12 protein-coding genes are annotated in these 16,968 nt (G+C 37.8%); 1 reads left to right on the forward strand and 11 read right to left on the reverse strand.

Annotated features, from left to right (window positions below):
- Positions 1-25: 25 nt before the first annotated feature.
- The 9 genes from MKX47_RS10160 to MKX47_RS10200 form a co-directional block, all read right to left on the reverse strand.
- Positions 26-895: a DUF3298 domain-containing protein gene (locus MKX47_RS10160; protein WP_340773670.1), complete on the reverse strand. Its 870-nt coding sequence runs from the start codon at positions 893-895 to the stop codon at positions 26-28.
- Complete coding sequence (locus MKX47_RS10165; protein ID WP_340773672.1) at positions 888-1,391, reverse strand: RNA polymerase sigma factor; 504 nt, start codon at positions 1,389-1,391, stop codon at positions 888-890. Before MKX47_RS10165 ends, MKX47_RS10160 begins: the two co-directional genes overlap by 8 nt.
- 222 nt (positions 1,392-1,613) lie before the next feature.
- Complete coding sequence (locus MKX47_RS10170; RefSeq protein WP_340773674.1) at positions 1,614-3,422, reverse strand: S-layer homology domain-containing protein; 1,809 nt, start codon at positions 3,420-3,422, stop codon at positions 1,614-1,616.
- Positions 3,423-3,626: 204 nt separating this feature from the next.
- Positions 3,627-4,751 carry a Ger(x)C family spore germination protein gene (locus MKX47_RS10175; RefSeq protein WP_340773676.1) on the reverse strand — a complete coding sequence of 375 codons (1,125 nt, stop codon included), beginning with the start codon at positions 4,749-4,751 and terminating at the stop codon, positions 3,627-3,629.
- The gene (locus MKX47_RS10180) at positions 4,741-5,841 is read right to left on the reverse strand and encodes a GerAB/ArcD/ProY family transporter (RefSeq protein WP_340773677.1); all 1,101 of its coding nucleotides are present in this window, start codon (positions 5,839-5,841) and stop codon (positions 4,741-4,743) included. The genes MKX47_RS10175 and MKX47_RS10180 overlap by 11 nt, the downstream gene beginning before the upstream one ends.
- Complete coding sequence (locus tag MKX47_RS10185) at positions 5,834-7,180, reverse strand: spore germination protein (RefSeq protein ID WP_340773679.1); 1,347 nt, start codon at positions 7,178-7,180, stop codon at positions 5,834-5,836. Before MKX47_RS10185 ends, MKX47_RS10180 begins: the two co-directional genes overlap by 8 nt.
- A 192-nt stretch (positions 7,181-7,372) precedes the next feature.
- Positions 7,373-9,187, reverse strand: coding sequence for an ABC transporter substrate-binding protein (locus MKX47_RS10190; protein ID WP_340773681.1), 1,815 nt, complete (start codon positions 9,185-9,187; stop codon positions 7,373-7,375).
- 20 nt (positions 9,188-9,207) lie between these two features.
- On the reverse strand, positions 9,208-10,704 hold the full coding sequence (locus tag MKX47_RS10195; RefSeq protein ID WP_340773682.1) for an ABC transporter permease: 1,497 nt from the start codon (positions 10,702-10,704) through the stop codon (positions 9,208-9,210).
- 13 nt (positions 10,705-10,717) lie between these two features.
- On the reverse strand, positions 10,718-12,121 hold the full coding sequence (locus MKX47_RS10200) for an ABC transporter permease (RefSeq protein ID WP_340773684.1): 1,404 nt from the start codon (positions 12,119-12,121) through the stop codon (positions 10,718-10,720).
- Positions 12,122-12,272: 151 nt separating this feature from the next.
- On the opposite strand from MKX47_RS10200, the gene MKX47_RS10205 reads away from it, so the two are divergent.
- Positions 12,273-14,009 (forward strand): ABC transporter ATP-binding protein, encoded by a 1,737-nt coding sequence (locus MKX47_RS10205; protein WP_340773686.1) that lies wholly within the window; start codon positions 12,273-12,275, stop codon positions 14,007-14,009.
- 280 nt (positions 14,010-14,289) lie between these two features.
- Here the strand turns inward: MKX47_RS10205 and MKX47_RS10210 are convergent, their stop codons facing one another.
- Together MKX47_RS10210 and MKX47_RS10215 are read right to left on the reverse strand one after the other, a co-directional pair.
- Positions 14,290-15,708, reverse strand: coding sequence for an amidohydrolase (locus MKX47_RS10210; protein ID WP_340773688.1), 1,419 nt, complete (start codon positions 15,706-15,708; stop codon positions 14,290-14,292).
- Positions 15,709-15,711: 3 nt separating this feature from the next.
- Complete coding sequence (locus MKX47_RS10215; protein WP_340773690.1) at positions 15,712-16,938, reverse strand: MFS transporter; 1,227 nt, start codon at positions 16,936-16,938, stop codon at positions 15,712-15,714.
- Between the last annotated feature and the right edge of the window lie 30 nt (positions 16,939-16,968).

Raw genomic sequence — 16,968 nt, forward strand, 5'->3', positions numbered from 1 at the left:
TATTTGTATTAATTATACATTTTTTCTATTTTACATATTGATTGCTTACTAATTGGCCTTCAATAAGTTCTGTTGGAATTTCAAACTCAACTAGCCCCATATAGCCCGGTGCAACCTCGTATTTATCAAATGCAATAACGAGCTTGCCTTCATCTGTAATGTAAAAGTTTTGGTCGGCTTTAATCGTTTCGAAGTTTTCGAATATATCTTCGCTCGTTTCCGTTTTTACCCAATAGGTTTTATCCCCATTCGATTCAGCCATTTCACGTCGCATTTCATCAGCAATATATGTGCTAAGCGTTTCAATATAACGATCATCTTTAAATAGGCTTGGTAATGTAATGGCGATTTGCTCCTTTTTATCGATTGTAGTATATTTCATTACCGTTGAAGATGAACCGACGATTTCGACAACATAGCGCCCAAATGACAATAGCTGTTCATTGTCAGTCAACACAACATAGCCACTATCAATACCATAGTGCCCATCCTTATCCATTTCTGTAGAAAATTGAAGGTATTGCTCATACAATTCACGTCCTTCTTCGGCATATTGTGCATTGAGTGCGGCAATTTCCTCCGATTCACCTGAGATTTTTGGAATTTCAATGGTTGCTTGGTGATTACCTTGGTGATCTTCAATTTTGGAAATCGTCAGCACTTCCACAATTGAACCCAAAATCGGAATTTGCGAAATATTTTTTGCCAATGTCATATTGGTATTTACGGTAATCGTAAATGCCATAACTGCCGCAGCTGCCGTTACACCCAACCATCTTGCCTTGAATCGTTTTTTTGTATTGCGCTTTAATGCCTGCTCAACTACCTCTTCAAGCTCCTCTGGTATCGCCACGTTTTCATATTCCTTTTTTAATTTTGATAATTTTTTATCCATGATACCACTTCTCCTCGTCTTGTAATTCGATTTTTAAAAGCTTTAATGCTTTATACAGCCTGGATTTGGCCGTACTTAAAGGGATTTCGAGTACGTCTGATACGTCCTCTAATTTTAAATCTTCAAAATAGCGTAGGATGATAACTTGTTTTAATGATAAAGGCAATGTATCAAGCGCATTATTCAAGTCTGTATCCTTATACGTATCCTCCGTTTCTTCGCATAAATACAGAAGTGTCTCATCATCTGTTACACGAATTCGCTTCATTTTGCGTAAAAAATCAATGGCTGTACGAACAACAATTTTGTAAAACCAACTTTTCATTTGACTATGATTTTCAAGCTTTTCTAAGGCTACCCAACCTTTTTGAATACTATCTTGTACGACATCGAGGGCGTCTTGCTCATTTTTGACATAGCTATAGGCTAAAAGATAAAGCTGATTTTTGTTGTCCCGCACATAATTAATAAATAGCTCTTCAATCGTTGGATTCATTGTGTAGGACCTCTCTTATTTTTTTAGACATCTATTAGACGGACGAATCGGCTTAAAAAGTTTATATATTTTTGAATTTGAGGAATTTCTTTTTTTGACAAATGTTTTTTTTAGATACTCATGCTTTTCAGTGCGCTCTAATTACTACTATTCCCCGTTTTTAGAGCAACGTTAAAAAAGATGCTCAAAATGGGCAGTCGCCATTCTGAACATCTTTTTAATTTACATCATTTTCGCATGTTTTAATGTGCGCTGCAATACTTTGGCCATTTGCGCGCGTGTTAACTGGCCGTTTGGATCAAAGCGACCATCTACTTTTCCATCAAAAATGCCTAACTCGTTGGCAACGGCTGCATAATACCGGTCCGCTTCGGTCATTTGCTTAAAATCTTTAAATCGGACAGCCGAATAGTTCGGTGCGGAAATCGGAATGCCTGCATGCTCTAACATTCGAATGGATATTTGAGCTGCTTGCTTACGAGTCACAATTTGATTTGGTGAATGATTGCTGTCTAAAATATTGGCTGCAACAAGTGCTTCCATCGCATCCTCATACCACTTTCCTTGAAGGTCACCATTTGATGCACGGTCCGCTGGTGGTAAGTCCATCGCGCGACTAATCATCGTGGCATATTGTGCAAGCGTGATATTTGCTTTGGGTCTGTAATAATTTTCTTCTGGGCCCGAGACAATTTTACGCTTAGCTAATTGCAAAATTTCATATCGAAGTGGCTCAGTGACGACATCATAAAAGAAGAGCTCGTCGTTTTCAACGGCATATTCATTAGATGTCTTCGTTTTAATCGTATGTTGCTTTGCTGTTCGTTTATGCGGTGCGGCCACAGTATCTCCATTTTCTGCAACTTTTACGATTGTATCGTCTGCGTTTAAGCCTTTGACAATAATATCGATATACGTGGAAAATTCAAGTTCCTTATCGTAAATAGACGCATAAAAGTTTAAGCCGTAATCCTCATAATCGTCAATGGTCATCACTATGACAGCACTTTCGTTGGATTCGGGAACGGCTGACTTTGGTATTACCAGCGTGATTGTGTTAGACACTTTAATTGTCGTAGCCGAACGCGGATTCATTTTTGAAACAGGTAAGTAAATCGTGTAGGTCGATCCGTCTTCGATAACAGAAATCTTGTCATTTGGAATCACTTCTTCTTCATTTTCATCTACATAATCTGGATTCCAGCCGTTCGGGATGTTCTTTTGTACATCCTCAATATATTGCAGGTCGCGATAATTGGCGATATAGCTCTTTTGGAGTGATGTTAAACCATTGTATAAGGCGCGAACTTTCGCAACATCTGCTTCATGTGAGGAAGTCGTCAGTTTGGAAATCGCTGTAATCACCTGCTGGGCAATGGAACGATTGTAATCTGTATTATGGTATTGATTATATTGCTCGATTTTTATGTTTACAGTTTTTTCGATTAACTTTCGATAGTTGTAATCGAGCGTATTGTAATCACGTAAGGCTGCTAAATAATTGGCCACATAGTTTGTATCCATAACATCGAGCGCATTGAAGCTATTTTCGACCGCTGTCATCTTCGCAATATTCGTATTATATGTAGTCAGTTGTGTCACATAATAGTGAGGAACCCCCGCCTTTTGTGCCTCCGTCAAGGAATCATAAGAACGATTGGCTTCTTTGACATCACGTAAAAATGTCGCCTTACCGATCGAAATGGCATTCATTTTTTTGATAAAGCTGTCTATTCCGGGTTGAACATGGTTACCATCGGAGCTTGTATTATTATAGTAATAAAAGAGACGACTGGCATTCGATACAAATTGACGCTCGTATTCGGACAAGCGGTAATAGGCATTATACGCTTCTGTTAAATAGTAATTATATGTAGTGCTTTTCGGATCAATTTTATCGATTAATTTGACGACTTCCTGCGCTTGGGTCCAGTCATATGTATTGTTGGCAGCTACATCATTACTAGCAAATGTCACAGCGGCTGGAATGGCGGCTAATGATAGTAATAATGCTGATTTTTTGTTTTTCATCTCGATCAACCTTTCTAATATTTCAATCGTAACAGTAGTGTAACATGAAAATAGAATTGGTTGTTTGATTTTCCTTATTTTATGTATATTGAAACGCTTATTGTAATTGTATTTTTAAACTGGTTCCCAACCCCAAATAATGAGATGACAGGCATCGAACTTATCTGCGGTAAGTGAAATGCCTGTTACTTTTTCAACAATCTACTACTGTATGGAGCCGGTACTTTTTAAACCTGGGTTGACCTTGATTTTTACTTTTGCATTTTTATATGCCTCTTGCCATTCATCTTTACTCATTCTGTGATTATGCAGTTTCTGTCCTTTATAATTAATCCCAAAGCCTAATGGATCATAACCTATTTTTTTCAGCTCATCTAAAAACTCCTTAAATTTTTCCTCAGCCTCCTTTTTTAACAGTTTGTTATATTTCGGTAATTCCATATTATTTAAAGCCTTTTTGGATTCAGATATATAACCGTATAACCCCATTTCAATCTCAAGCTCTATTTTATCGTCATTTAGAATATTTACTTTATAGTTTGATTTTATTGTGTCAATTTTTGCAATAAACTGTTCACCATCTTCCATAATGACAACCTCTGCATGATTGGTTTTTTCCCTTAATATATTGTATAGTGCCGTATTAAGTGAATTTAACTCATACGGTCGCTTATTGTTTGCTATTAATAATGACTTATTAATTTTAAAATGTTTGTTTTCCGCATCGATTTCGATAATGGGTAAAACAGGATCAATCCCATATTCCTTCATATTTCTTCTAAAATGAAATAAATACGTTGTGACTACATATTGACTTTCAGTTCCATTATGATCTAAAAAATTGAATAATTCCGGGTATCCGGCTCTTTCTCCCTTTGGTTCCAACTTGATGACTTCATCTGCAGTAGGTCGGCCAACCGCAATCCATGAAATCATTTGAATATCTGGTCTACGTATCAAAAAATCTAAGATCTCGTGATTTTTTTCTTCTTTAACAAGTTCTTCCCCTATGACGATCAGCTTCGTATGTCCGAAATCTAACTCCTTATCAGTATACGATTGCAATAAACGAATAGCTTCAGATAGCGTTTCCCCTGATTCGGAAATATACGAATATTCAGGTTGTGTTGATTGCTTAAAGGAACTAACTGGTTCATAAATTTTTAACGTTATTTTGTATGGTTTTTTTTCTTCATCAGACTTATCTATAGCAATCATTGCAACAAATACATTTTTATCGATATCCTTAAATGCACAGCCTGTTAAGAATAGAAGGAATAGTAGTAACAAAAAAATAAAATGCTTCTTTTTGATGTGGTTACTTGGCATATTTCATCCTCCTTTTTATAAAGAAAAATAAAATGACCATTATTGGAAAAATGACAACGACGAGATGATAAAAGTAACTCGAGTAACGAAACAGTTGATATTCATTTAGTAAGCTCACCATAAGTAACGAGATAGATATGAAAAAAGGGATAGGAAGATAGTTCCCGATAACTTTTTCTTTATATTTAATGTCATCTAATTTGAAAACAAACTTTAAAAGCTCTAAAGAGACATGCCAATGAATTAAAATACTTAAAAAGGCGATTCCTAGATAAAACAACAAAAAAATAAATAGAACGCGCTCAATCACAAAGAAATCCATGTTTAATGAATCTGATGTAGAAATCCAAGGATAAACGAGCTCGTCAATATGTTCGAATCCGTTAAAACCTATTGGAATAAAATATGTCGTAAATAATGTAACAATAGAAATCATGAAAATGAATACAAGTTGCTTCATACGAAAAGTTTGTTTTTCTTTAAAAAAACGATTAAAAAGAAATAAGTTTGCAACTCCTAAAAATATAAAAAAACTAGCAGAGAAGGAATTGAAATTAGGATACTGATTCACGTACAAAGCGGCTTCCTTTACAAAATCCCACTTTAAATTATCACTGCCATAAGCTTTAATAAAAATATATATAATAAGAGGACTCGAAATAATTAAAATAATTTCAACTGTATATAACACACGTTCAGTTTTCATTAAACAACCAAAAATAACGGATAAACTTAGGGCTAGGCAAATTTGAATAATGGGCATTTCCGGGGTAAGATATCGAATAAGCAGAAATGTAAACGTGATTAATGTTATCAATCCTGCAACAAACCAAATGACGGCTAATGAAAAGACAAATGGTAAGTGAAACCATTTAGCTGTTGTTGTTGCCAAAAGCTCTGGTAATGTTTTTCCAGGAAAGGAATTAAAAAAGCGTGTATAAATCGTGATTAGAAGAACTCCAAATATTAGTGCCATAATCATAGCAGACACTGCGCCTTCCTTATGATAATGCAAGAGTATTGCAGGAACGGAAGCAATAATATTGGCTACCATATTAATTAATATTAAGTAGTAATAAAATCTACTCATACTCATCCCTCCGTACTTCCCCTTTTTTCCTTGTTGGGCTAAATTTCAAATAAGGCTCTCCAAAGCTATCTAAATTCACTAAATACATAATTAATGCAAACAGACCTAGTGCTAATCCCGCTAAACCAAATATTGTAGTAACGAGAATAAAAAATAATCGAACGACGCGAATGGAAAAGGCCATTTCATTGACAGGAATTACAAAGGTAGAAATAGCAACTGCAGAAACGATGATGACCATAATATTTGACGCAAGAGAAGCCTCTGTAACCGCCGTCCCTAAAATTAACCCACCTACTGTAGTTGCAGTAGCACTTACCGCTTTGGGGAGCCGAATACTAGCCTCTAAAAGCATCTCCATAAAGAAAAGCATAAAGAGCACTTCAACAAATGAAGAGAAAGGAACTCCGATTCGACTGCCAGCAATAGTCAAAGCTAATTCCGTACGAAAAACTTCAGGAGCAAATGAGGTGATTCCTATATAAATTCCTGGCAGAAGAAGGCTGATGAATAAACCTGTATAACGGAGAATTCTTAAAAAAAAAGTGATAAAGAATGTATGATAATTATCCTCCATCGTCGTCATAAAATCGAAAAAGGAAACAGGTGCAGCTAGTGCCTGTGGATCTCCGTCTACTAATAAAATGACCTTACCTCCATCTAGATTATAGACAATACGATCTGGACGTTCTGTCATAATCATTTGCGGAAATAATGTAAAGCGCGTATTGTTTAAATAATTATTTAACTGTGTTGTTGTAGTAATAATTTGATTATTAACATGCTGCAATTTTTTTTGAATCATTTTTAATAAATCAGCATTTACCTTCTGCTGATCATAAACGATTGCAATCTTTTGTTGATTTACTTTTCCTATTTTAAAATACTCTACAAACAATGTAGACTGGTGATAAGTAGAACGAATCATATTAATATTTGTAGAAAGATTATCACTTAATGCCGCTTGTGAGCCATGTATAGTTGTTTCTACATTCGTAGTGTTCGCGTTTTCATTTGAAGTTAATTTAAAATCGAGTAAATAGCACTCATTTTGAATAATGACGACTACATTTCCATACATTAATTCTGATTTTAATTCCTCCTTTGACTCCGCTTCTTGATAGAACGGCAATGCTTTCATATACTGTCTAAATTTTTGTTCCGAAGACATCTCAAAAAAGGGCTTTATTATAATTTGTTGTAGCAATTCTTGATTAATAAGAGGCTTAATAAAAAATAATAGGGCATGTTTTTGTTCATCTTCTAATGTTTTCTGAGTTAGTTCATTTGTACTTTTTAATTGTTCCTTTAACCAGTTAATCGTTTCTAAAGAAGACACCTAACTCCCTCCATCTTTAATTATGTATAAAATAGAGGTTGCCCAATTATTGAATTGTAATGCATAAATTATTGAATTAAATTTAGTATCTTAGCCGATTCTGAGATTCATTTAATTGAAACTGTCATTCTCCAAGTAACTTATAAACAAAAACCGAAGCTCACGTTAACGTAGCTTCGGTTAATTCAAAAATTATTTAGATTCGTTATAAGCGTTTAAGAATTCCTTTACTTTTGCTGCATCTGCTTCTAGTTTAAGACCTGTGTCTACTAAAGGAGAAACCGTTGATACAGCTGGTTTTTTCTTATCTTGGTAGTAGCTGATGAACTCATCTTGGTTGATTGAGTAAAGAACAGCTTTACGTAAATCTACTGATTTTGATGTTTCACGGCCCGTTGTGTTAAATAATAAGTACGATACGGCGTTACTATCTGCTGTTTTCAGCTGTAAGTTAGCATCTCCTTCTACAACATCTGTTTTTGTTTCAGGTACTGATTGTAACACGTGAATCTCACCGTTACGTAATGCTGATAGTGCGCTGTCATTGTCTTGGATGAAGCGAACGGAGATATTATTAATTTTCGGCTCATTTTCCGTACCTACTTGGTAAGCAGGGTTTTTCACAAATGTCGCCTCATAGTCATTTTTCTTCACTAAAATATATGGACCTGATGCTGCTAAATGGTTTGCATATGTTGCGCCTTCTGTCACCGTTGCTTGGTCACCGTATGCAATATCCGTATTTGGATCATAGCTTGCGACGTCAAATGTGTTGACTGCCGTTACCGCTTTTTCCGATACAATTCCACCTGATTGGTGCGCTAAATAGTTTAAAACTTGCGGGAATGGTTTTGGTGTAGTTAGCTTAATTACTTGGTATTTCCCTGCTGCGTTATCTACCGCTTTTTCATCTGTTACGATTTCTGAAATCGCTGCAGGTAATTGATCAGAAAGCTCTTCTAACACAGATTTCCCATCAGCCGTTTTTACAGATTCGAGGGCTGTAATATCAGATACAATTTCGACTGTATCAATATTTTCGTGAATGGAATACGTACGGTGATCTGGTACCGCATCTTTATCTTTAGCACGGTTTAAGGAGAACACAACATCCTCTGCCGATACTAAATCGCCTGTATCCACTGCTTTGTCGCCTTCTACTTTTGCAAAATTGATATCATCTCGTAATACAAAATAGTATTCTTCATTATTTTCAGCTGCTGCATGATCATAGGATAATGAACCCTCTGAAACAACTTCATCTGTATCAGATAAATTGACTAGTCGTACATACATATTTGTGTTTAATGTATTGATTGAGCCGTCATTTGCTTTTACTGGGTCAAGTGAAGTTAATGAACCTAACGCTTGATGTAAAATTAACGTTTCAGAACTATTTTTCGCTACATCATTGAATGAAATTGATTCCCAAGCCTGTGCACGTGATTTTGGTAAACGCACTGTATCTGGATTGACTTCGACTTTATAAATCCCTTGGAATTTTTGTGAAATGTATAAAGGTGCTATGTAAGCATTGTCGAATACAAGCGCTTGTTCTAGCTCTTTATACTTTTCCTTTGCTTCGTCCCCTGTTAATGTACTCGCTTCGTCTATTAATTTATCTACCGTTTCATCTGACGTATCGCTGTAGTCGCCACCTGTTTTAAATAATCCACGTACTGCATAGTCAGGGTTACCTGTTACCGTCGTCCAGCTTGAAATCGAGATATCAAAATTGCCGGCATCTTGTTGTGCTTTGAATGAGCCATAATCTGGTTGGATGTTTAGCTTTACATCAAATCCGTTTTTCACCAATTGATCACGCACAATGTTCATGTCCTGCTCTGAAGCAGCCATGCCTAATAACTCTATTGTTGGTGTTGCACTTGCAGTTTCCGTTGTGTTTCCATCATTTTCTTTGACATCCGATTTTGTTTCCACACAGCCTGCTAATGCCACCGCAGCAATTGTTGCCGTTGAAGCTAACGTAAATAATTTCTTGTTCATAAGTAAATTCCTCCAAAAAGTTAATTTGATTTCGGATCTAGTGCATCACGCAAGCCATCACCGAAAAAGTTAAATGATAAAACAAGGAGCATAATACATAACCCTGGGAAAATGGCTAAATAGGAATGTGACTCCAAATAGGTGCTCCCGACTTTTAAAATATTTCCCCACTCTGGAATATGCGGTTCAATCCCAAGTCCAAGGAAGCTTAAACTACTCGTCGAAATGACCGCGCCACCAATGGTCAATGTTGCCTTTACAATCATCGGTGCCAGTGCATTGGGCACAATATGCTTGAAGATGATTGTTCCATCACTTGCGCCTAACGCACGCGCAGATTCCACAAATTCATAATTGGAAATTTGCATGACATTTGCACGCATCGTCCTCGCATACGTAGGGATGGCGCCAACACTTAAGGCAATAATTAAATTCATTGTATTCGCACCAAATGCCGCAATAATCGCAATCGCCAGTAAAATCCCTGGAATCGCATAGAGGATATCCAATGCGCGCATAATGATATTGTCCGTATTTTTGCCATAATACCCCGAAATGGCACCAAGCGCCCCTCCGATTAACGCGGGAATGACCGTGGCACAAAAACCAACAATGAGTGAAATTTGCGCACCAAACACAATGCGGGAAAACAGGTCACGACCAAAGTTATCCGTCCCTAACGGATATTCCAATGTTGGCGTTAATAATAACGCACTGTAGTTATTTTCAACCGCGAAATCATAATCAAATGTCCAGCGGCTAATAATCGATAAGCTAAACATAAAGACGATGAAAAATAAGCCGAATAATGCCATTGTATTGCGTAAAATTTTGTCCCATAGCTTTTGCCATTTTTCAACAGCTGAAGGATCCGCATTACGAGCTTTACGAATTAATGTAATGCCTGCAAGCAGTGAGAAAAAGTTCCCCGTTACAACTGGGATTAGGAGCACAACGCCAAGCCATAGCATCCATTTTGGCGCAGTTGCTAGCGTCACTTGACGTGCAATCAATATCGCTGCACCTAAATAAACAACTGCTAAGGCAATAAACACCCCCATCGCAAGTAAAAACGTATCCACGACATACGGTTTAAAAATATTTAAACTCGAGATGAGTAAAATAAAGATTTGTGTATGGAAGGCATATACGACAAATGTATATTCCGCTGTTTTATTTCTCGTCGCGAGCATAAAACCAAAGCCTGACGCAAAAACATTGCCAACGAAAATTGTTAAAATTAAAGGAATGCCTAATAATCTCGTACGCTTTGAAATTTCACTATGTGTAGCTAAATCCTTCTTTATTAAGGAGGCTACAAAAGCTACATAGAATGTTGTGACAACATAGATGGCGAAGAATAGTAGTACTACTGGTCGCCAAACTTGTTCATTAAAATTAAAGCTATAAAGTAAAAACAATATTGAAAAAATCGATGAAAAAGCAATGGTAAACTGTGCATTTACATATTCTTGTGTGATTTTCAATAGCAGTTTTACATCAGAAATGAATTTCACCTATTACCCTCTCCTATGACTTCTTCATTTTTGAACGAATACGCGGATCAAAGAATGCGTATAAAATATCAATCAGCATATTGACGATGGAAATCGTAATCGCAATATAAACAACCCCACCTAAAATAGCGGGTATATCCGGAATAAACTGCTTATCTACTATATAGCTTCCGAGACCGCTAATATTAAATACCTTTTCTGTTACCGAAGCCCCGCCAAGCATACCGCCGAATAATAAACCAATAACGGTAATAATCGGGATCATTGCATTGCGAATCGCGTGCTTGGTAATAACTTTGCGACCTGACAAGCCTTTTGCCTTTGCCGTAATAATATAATCCTCATGAATGACCTCCAGCATACTCGACCGTGTCATCCGGGCAATGGAGGCTGTAATTGAGGTCCCGAGTACGACAATCGGTAGTACGAGCGACATCCAGTTGTTTGGATTGTATGTCGCTGGGAACCATTTTAATTCTAAACTAAACGTTAAGATAAAAATTAACCCTTGCCAAAAGCTTGGAATCGAAAGACCAATTAAGGCAATTAACATAAATACATAATCTATAAATGAATTGGGACGAACTGCTGAAATAATGCCTACTGGTATTGCAATTGCAACTGCCATTAATAAGGAGAACAGCGCGATTTCTAGCGTTACCGGGAATTTGTTTAAAATACTTTGTGTGACATCTTCCTTCCCAGCAAAAGACGTTCCTAAATCAAATGTAAATAATCCAGATAATGAGTGCCATAGCTGGACGAAATACGGTTGATCTAAGCCATACAGACGATTAAAATTCGCTACCTGCTCTGCTGTTGCCTCTGCCCCAAGTAAATTGCGGGCAGGGTCGAATGGCGAAATATACAAAATGGTAAAAACAAGTGTCGCTACCCCCAAAATAACGAAAATACTTTGAAGGAATCTTTCAAAGATAAAGCGAATAAAAGGATTACAAGTAAAGATAAGTAATACATACATCAGTAATCCGGGAAATAGGCTTATGAATAGAAATAATGGATTTTTTAATAGCTGCCCAAAATAATGGCGATACGTGTTCTGCTCGATTCCTAGTGCCGCTAGTTCTTTCGCGACCATACGTTGAATTTTTTGTTGCGTGAGTTGCTGCGCTTGAAGCTTAATTTTTTGTTCATCTACCGATTGTTTAAAAAACGTGGCTTTCGTTCGCTCTTGTGCTTCGTATTCACATGTCCAGTTAAGCACTTGCCCATCATCAATTAGCTTTTGCTGGATTTGCATAGCAATCGCATTGCTTTTTGTTTTCATACCGCCACTTCGATACAGAATATATGTAGCGATATGCACGATGAAGCCCAATAAAACAAAGGCAACATAATAGCCTTTATGTGAAGCATTTTTTTCAAAGCTGTCCTGTAAAATTTGTACTACTTTCACCTGTGCAACTCCTTTCTAGTATTCTTTTTATAAATGTCGGAATCATTGAAAACTTTATATTGCATAATCCCTACCTGTTTAGTACAGTATGTATGAGCAACATCATTTCGTCAATATCAAATAGTGAATATTTTTAAAGGATGAGTCCAAAATGAGCGAAAAATTATTAACCGTAAAGGATTTACGAGTTTCTTTTATAACAAATGAATCAGAATTTGAGGCTGTAAAAGGTGTGAGCTTTCATGTCAATGCGGGAGAAACAGTTGGCATTGTAGGCGAATCAGGAAGTGGTAAAAGTGTAACAGCGCGTTCGATTATGCGCTTATTGCCTTCACCGCCCTCCTATTTGAAAACAGGGTCGATTGAATTCCAAGGAAAAAATCTTGTACAGCAAAGCGAAAAGCAAATGGAAGCGATTCGCGGAAAAGATATTAGTATGATTTTCCAGGACCCGATGACTTCGACGAACCCAACAATCCGCATTGGTGACCAAATTGCGGAAGGTCTAATCAAGCATCAGGGATTATCGAAAAAAGAAGCATATGCCAAAACGATTGAACTGTTAAAATTAGTCGGAATCAAAAATAGTGAAGAGCGCTACAATCAATATCCACATGAATTTAGCGGCGGGATGCGTCAGCGCGTAATGATCGCCATGGCACTTGCCTGTAATCCTTCCCTACTCATAGCTGATGAACCAACAACAGCACTTGATGTAACGATTCAAGCGCAGATTCTTTCATTAATGAAGCAAATGCAGCAGCGCCTCGGTACTTCGATTATTTTAATTACCCATGATTTAGGGGTTGTGGCAGGTATGTGTGACCGTGTCATTGTAATGAAGGAAGGCGAAGTGGTGGAGCAAGGGACAACCGAAGAAATTTTCGCCAATCCACAGCATGACTATACGAAACGTTTACTAAATGCACTTCCGAAATTGCATGAAAAGAAAGATCCAAAAGTAATGCCTCAGTTAGCACCAGAGCTAGATAGGAACGTGCCGCTTGTTGAGGTCAAGCATATGTCCAAGCATTTCGAGCTCGCGAAAGGCAATGTTTTAAAGGCGGTTGACGATTTATCATTTCAAATTTTCCCAGGTGAAACATTAGGACTCGTTGGAGAGTCTGGTTCTGGAAAGTCAACAACAGGCCGTACCCTCCTTCAATTACATGAACCAACTGATGGTGAAGTACTCTACAAAGGGGTTCCTGTAAGCCGTTTAACGAAAAAAGAATTAAAAAGCATGCGTCGTCATATGCAAATTATTTTCCAAGACCCGTATTCGTCATTAAATCCGCGCAAAAAGGTGCTTGATATTATTGGTGAGGCGTTAGATTTACATAAGCTCACAACGTCAAAAGATCAACGCCGTGCACGTGTCGAAGAGCTGCTTGAGCTAGTTGGCTTGAATAAAGAGCATGCGCTTCGTTACCCGCATGAATTTAGCGGTGGTCAGCGTCAGCGAATTGGCATTGCCCGTGCACTAGCGGTAGAGCCTCAATTTATTGTGTGCGATGAGCCGTTGTCTGCACTTGATGTGTCGATTCAAAAGCAAGTGGTAGATTTACTGAAAGATTTGCAGCAACGTCTAGGCTTGACCTATTTATTTATTGCCCATGATTTATCAATGGTGAAACATATTAGTGACCGTGTCGCTGTGATGTATGGCGGTAAAATTGTGGAACTCGCAGAAAGTGAAGAATTATATGCGAACCCACAGCATCCTTATACGAAAATGCTGTTAAATTCAATCCCGATTCCAGACCCAGCAATTGAAAAACAGAAAAAGCGTGAAGTGATGTCGGAAGAGCAGCTATTATCCAACCGTTTTGATGTAGAACACACGAAATTAGTGGAAGTGTCTAAGGATCATTGGGTGGCGATTTAATTAGTGTGTATTATTTATTTTATTGTGTAAGATACTGATTCATGACGAAAGGTGGTTGTCGTAAAATCGACACCGCCTTTTGTCATGCTATCAATATGATTATCGCTAAAACGCATCAGCAACGCCACCATCGACCGTAATCATACTGCCTGTGTCAAATACATATAAACAAAATTAAAACAAAAAAACACTTAACCTAAATATGGTACCTAAAGTTTTCACACTCCTTTCAAGTGCCCTAACTCTAGGTACCATACTAGGCATTCAAGCGTAAATTTTTTTAAACTTTTACTGGTACTGACTTCGGTGGCATTACATTATCAGGAATTGCACAAATGTACTCTTTACCCGCACGTAAACGGTCGAATTCTGCCCTAGCATTCACAATAATTTCTGGATTTAATAAAGAATCCAGTGCCGCACCAGCCATTGTTTTTGCAGCATAGTGCATCCCTTTCATTCCAATAGACGTACCAAATGACGATGTTGCTTGCCAAGTATGCACCTGTACCCCATGTGGTGCACACACTGTTGTCACCTGTCCAAGTGGCGCAATCCAAGAAACATCGCCTAAATCACTTGAACCCGGCATTGATTGACGGAAAAGCTGTGGAATATTGAGCGGTTCTTTCGTAAATAGTTGGCTCACATCGACGCCCATCATTGCAAGCTGATGATTTGCACCAGCTAAAACAGATGGTTCGATGGATTGCTGTAATGCTTTTGCATAGGCTTGCTCTTCTTCAGTAAAATCAATTGGTGGTATTTCCTGCCACTGCGCATACATTTGGTTATTTAGCGTCATGTTTGGCAATGAATCATAACAACCAGAACGGATTTCCCAACGCACTGTCGTTTCCGTCATATGCGCTGCCCCTTCTGCCACACGTATTAAACGACGTAATAAATCATCGACCGCATCACGTGTTGCTCCTCGCAAGAAATAGTAAACACTTGCCTTATCGGGTACAATATTTGGCGCTAATCCCCCATTTGTAATTTGATAATGAATTCGTGACCCATCTGGCACATGCTCGCGTAAATAATTTGAACCGACATTCATAATTTCTACGCCATCTAATGCGCTACGCCCCAAATGCGGTGCGCCAGCTGCATGTGCTGTACGACCACTAAAGAAAAACTCAACGCCCGTTAATGCTTGCATGGAAGGATGTACCACCATATTAAACGTCCCTGGATGCCATGTGTATACGATGTCTAAATCATCAAATACCCCTGCACGTGCCATATACGATTTACCTGATAATAATTCCTCAGCAGGACATCCATAATAACGAATTGTTCCGACTATTTTCTCTGCTTCCATAGTATTTTTAAGCGCTACAACGGCTTCAACACCAGCAGTTCCAAGTAAGTTGTGTCCGCAACCATGCCCAGGACCACCTTCAACAATTGGTGAAAGAGTCGCTGTTGTTCGTTGGCTAAACCCTGGTAATGCGTCAAATTCACCTAAAAAGCCAATAATGGGTGCGCCTGTTCCCCACTCTGCCACAAATGCTGTTGCTATATCGCCGCTCCCCGTGGTAATCCGGAAGCCTTGTTCCGCTAAAAAGTTTTTTTGTAGCTCAAAGGCAAATGTTTCTTCATACCCTATTTGTGGGTTGTCCCAAATCTCCTTGGCCATTTTTGCAAACGTTGCCTCACTTTGCTCCATTTGATTAAATAATTGTTTTTTCATCAATTATCCCTCCACTGCTTCCCATTTAATTTCTTCTACTTCTGTTTTCTTTACTGGTAACAGCATCGCAATACATGCTGCAATTCCACAAACAACCGCTAAGAAAATAAACGATGTATTAAATGAGCCACCTGATGCCGTAATTAATAAACCCATAATTGTCGGTGCTAAAATCCCTGCTGCCTGTCCTCCAAAATTGACAATTCCAAATGCTGTCGCGACATTACTTTCTTCTACTACTCGATGTGGGGTTGTGAAAATAAACGCACTGACAAATGACATAAATGAAAACGCAACACACTGGTACACAATAATTAATATAATCGATGTCGTATTCGCCATTAAAATGAGCGCAATCGCTAAAATTGACGTCCCTAAAATGACACCATACTTTGATTTCGAGCCTAATTTTGTGATGATACGTCCACTTATGATCATACCGACTGCTGCAAATAATGCCGGAATAGCCGCCACTATTCCAATGCTCGCCATATTAATATTATGTTCTTGCATTAAATAAGTTGGCATCCACGAGCTTAAGCCCCAGCTTGCAAGATTTACAAAGAAAAAAATCATTAATACTTTTACAAGATACGGATTCGTTAAAACTGCCTTAAATGACCCTTTTGGTTTATCTTGTTGATCTGCAATATATGTTATTGCATTGCGTGTGAAGAACAATAGACTTATAACAAAGATGATACCTAATGCAGAAATAATAACAAAAACTGTACGCCAGCCAAATATCATTAGTAAGGGTGCACAAACAATTGGAGCAAGCGCTGCACCTATCATATTTGAGGACATCATCGTTGATTGTGCTTTTGTACGTTGTGATTTTTCATAATAAGTTGCAATAGCTTTCGTACTCGCCGCTGGATATCCACCTTCACCTAGTCCAAATAAAAAGCGAATGATAATTAATGTGGTAAGAGACCAGGCTAAGCCCGTAAACGCTGTGAAAAATGACCAAAATAAAACAGCAATAATTAAAATTTTCACAATCCCAAAGCGATCAGCTAGCCAACCTCCTGGAATTTGCATAAACGCATAACCCATAAAAAACGCACTTAACACAAACCCTAGCTGCGTTGCATTTAACACTAAATCATTACCAATGCTCGTTAAAGCTAACGTGATAGCTGTACGGTCTATATAAGATACAATCCACCCAAAATATAAGACCGCTAAAATCCATGCACTTCTATTTTTTAATTGTGCTTGCTCCATACTATCGCCTCCTTATTAAATTATCTAAAT

The sequence above is a fragment of the Solibacillus sp. FSL R7-0668 genome (assembly GCF_038006205.1).
Taxonomy (GTDB): domain Bacteria; phylum Bacillota; class Bacilli; order Bacillales_A; family Planococcaceae; genus Solibacillus.

Coding starts and splice junctions, on each gene's coding strand:
- MKX47_RS10160 (WP_340773670.1), bottom strand. CDS start 895: ATGGATAAAAAATTATCAAAATTAAAAAAGGAATATGAAAACGTGGCG.
- MKX47_RS10165 (WP_340773672.1), bottom strand. CDS start 1,391: ATGAATCCAACGATTGAAGAGCTATTTATTAATTATGTGCGGGACAAC.
- MKX47_RS10170 (WP_340773674.1), bottom strand. CDS start 3,422: ATGAAAAACAAAAAATCAGCATTATTACTATCATTAGCCGCCATTCCA.
- MKX47_RS10175 (WP_340773676.1), bottom strand. CDS start 4,751: ATGCCAAGTAACCACATCAAAAAGAAGCATTTTATTTTTTTGTTACTA.
- MKX47_RS10180 (WP_340773677.1), bottom strand. CDS start 5,841: ATGAGTAGATTTTATTACTACTTAATATTAATTAATATGGTAGCCAAT.
- MKX47_RS10190 (WP_340773681.1), bottom strand. CDS start 9,187: ATGAACAAGAAATTATTTACGTTAGCTTCAACGGCAACAATTGCTGCG.
- MKX47_RS10205 (WP_340773686.1), top strand. CDS start 12,273: ATGAGCGAAAAATTATTAACCGTAAAGGATTTACGAGTTTCTTTTATA.
- MKX47_RS10210 (WP_340773688.1), bottom strand. CDS start 15,708: ATGAAAAAACAATTATTTAATCAAATGGAGCAAAGTGAGGCAACGTTT.
- MKX47_RS10215 (WP_340773690.1), bottom strand. CDS start 16,938: ATGGAGCAAGCACAATTAAAAAATAGAAGTGCATGGATTTTAGCGGTC.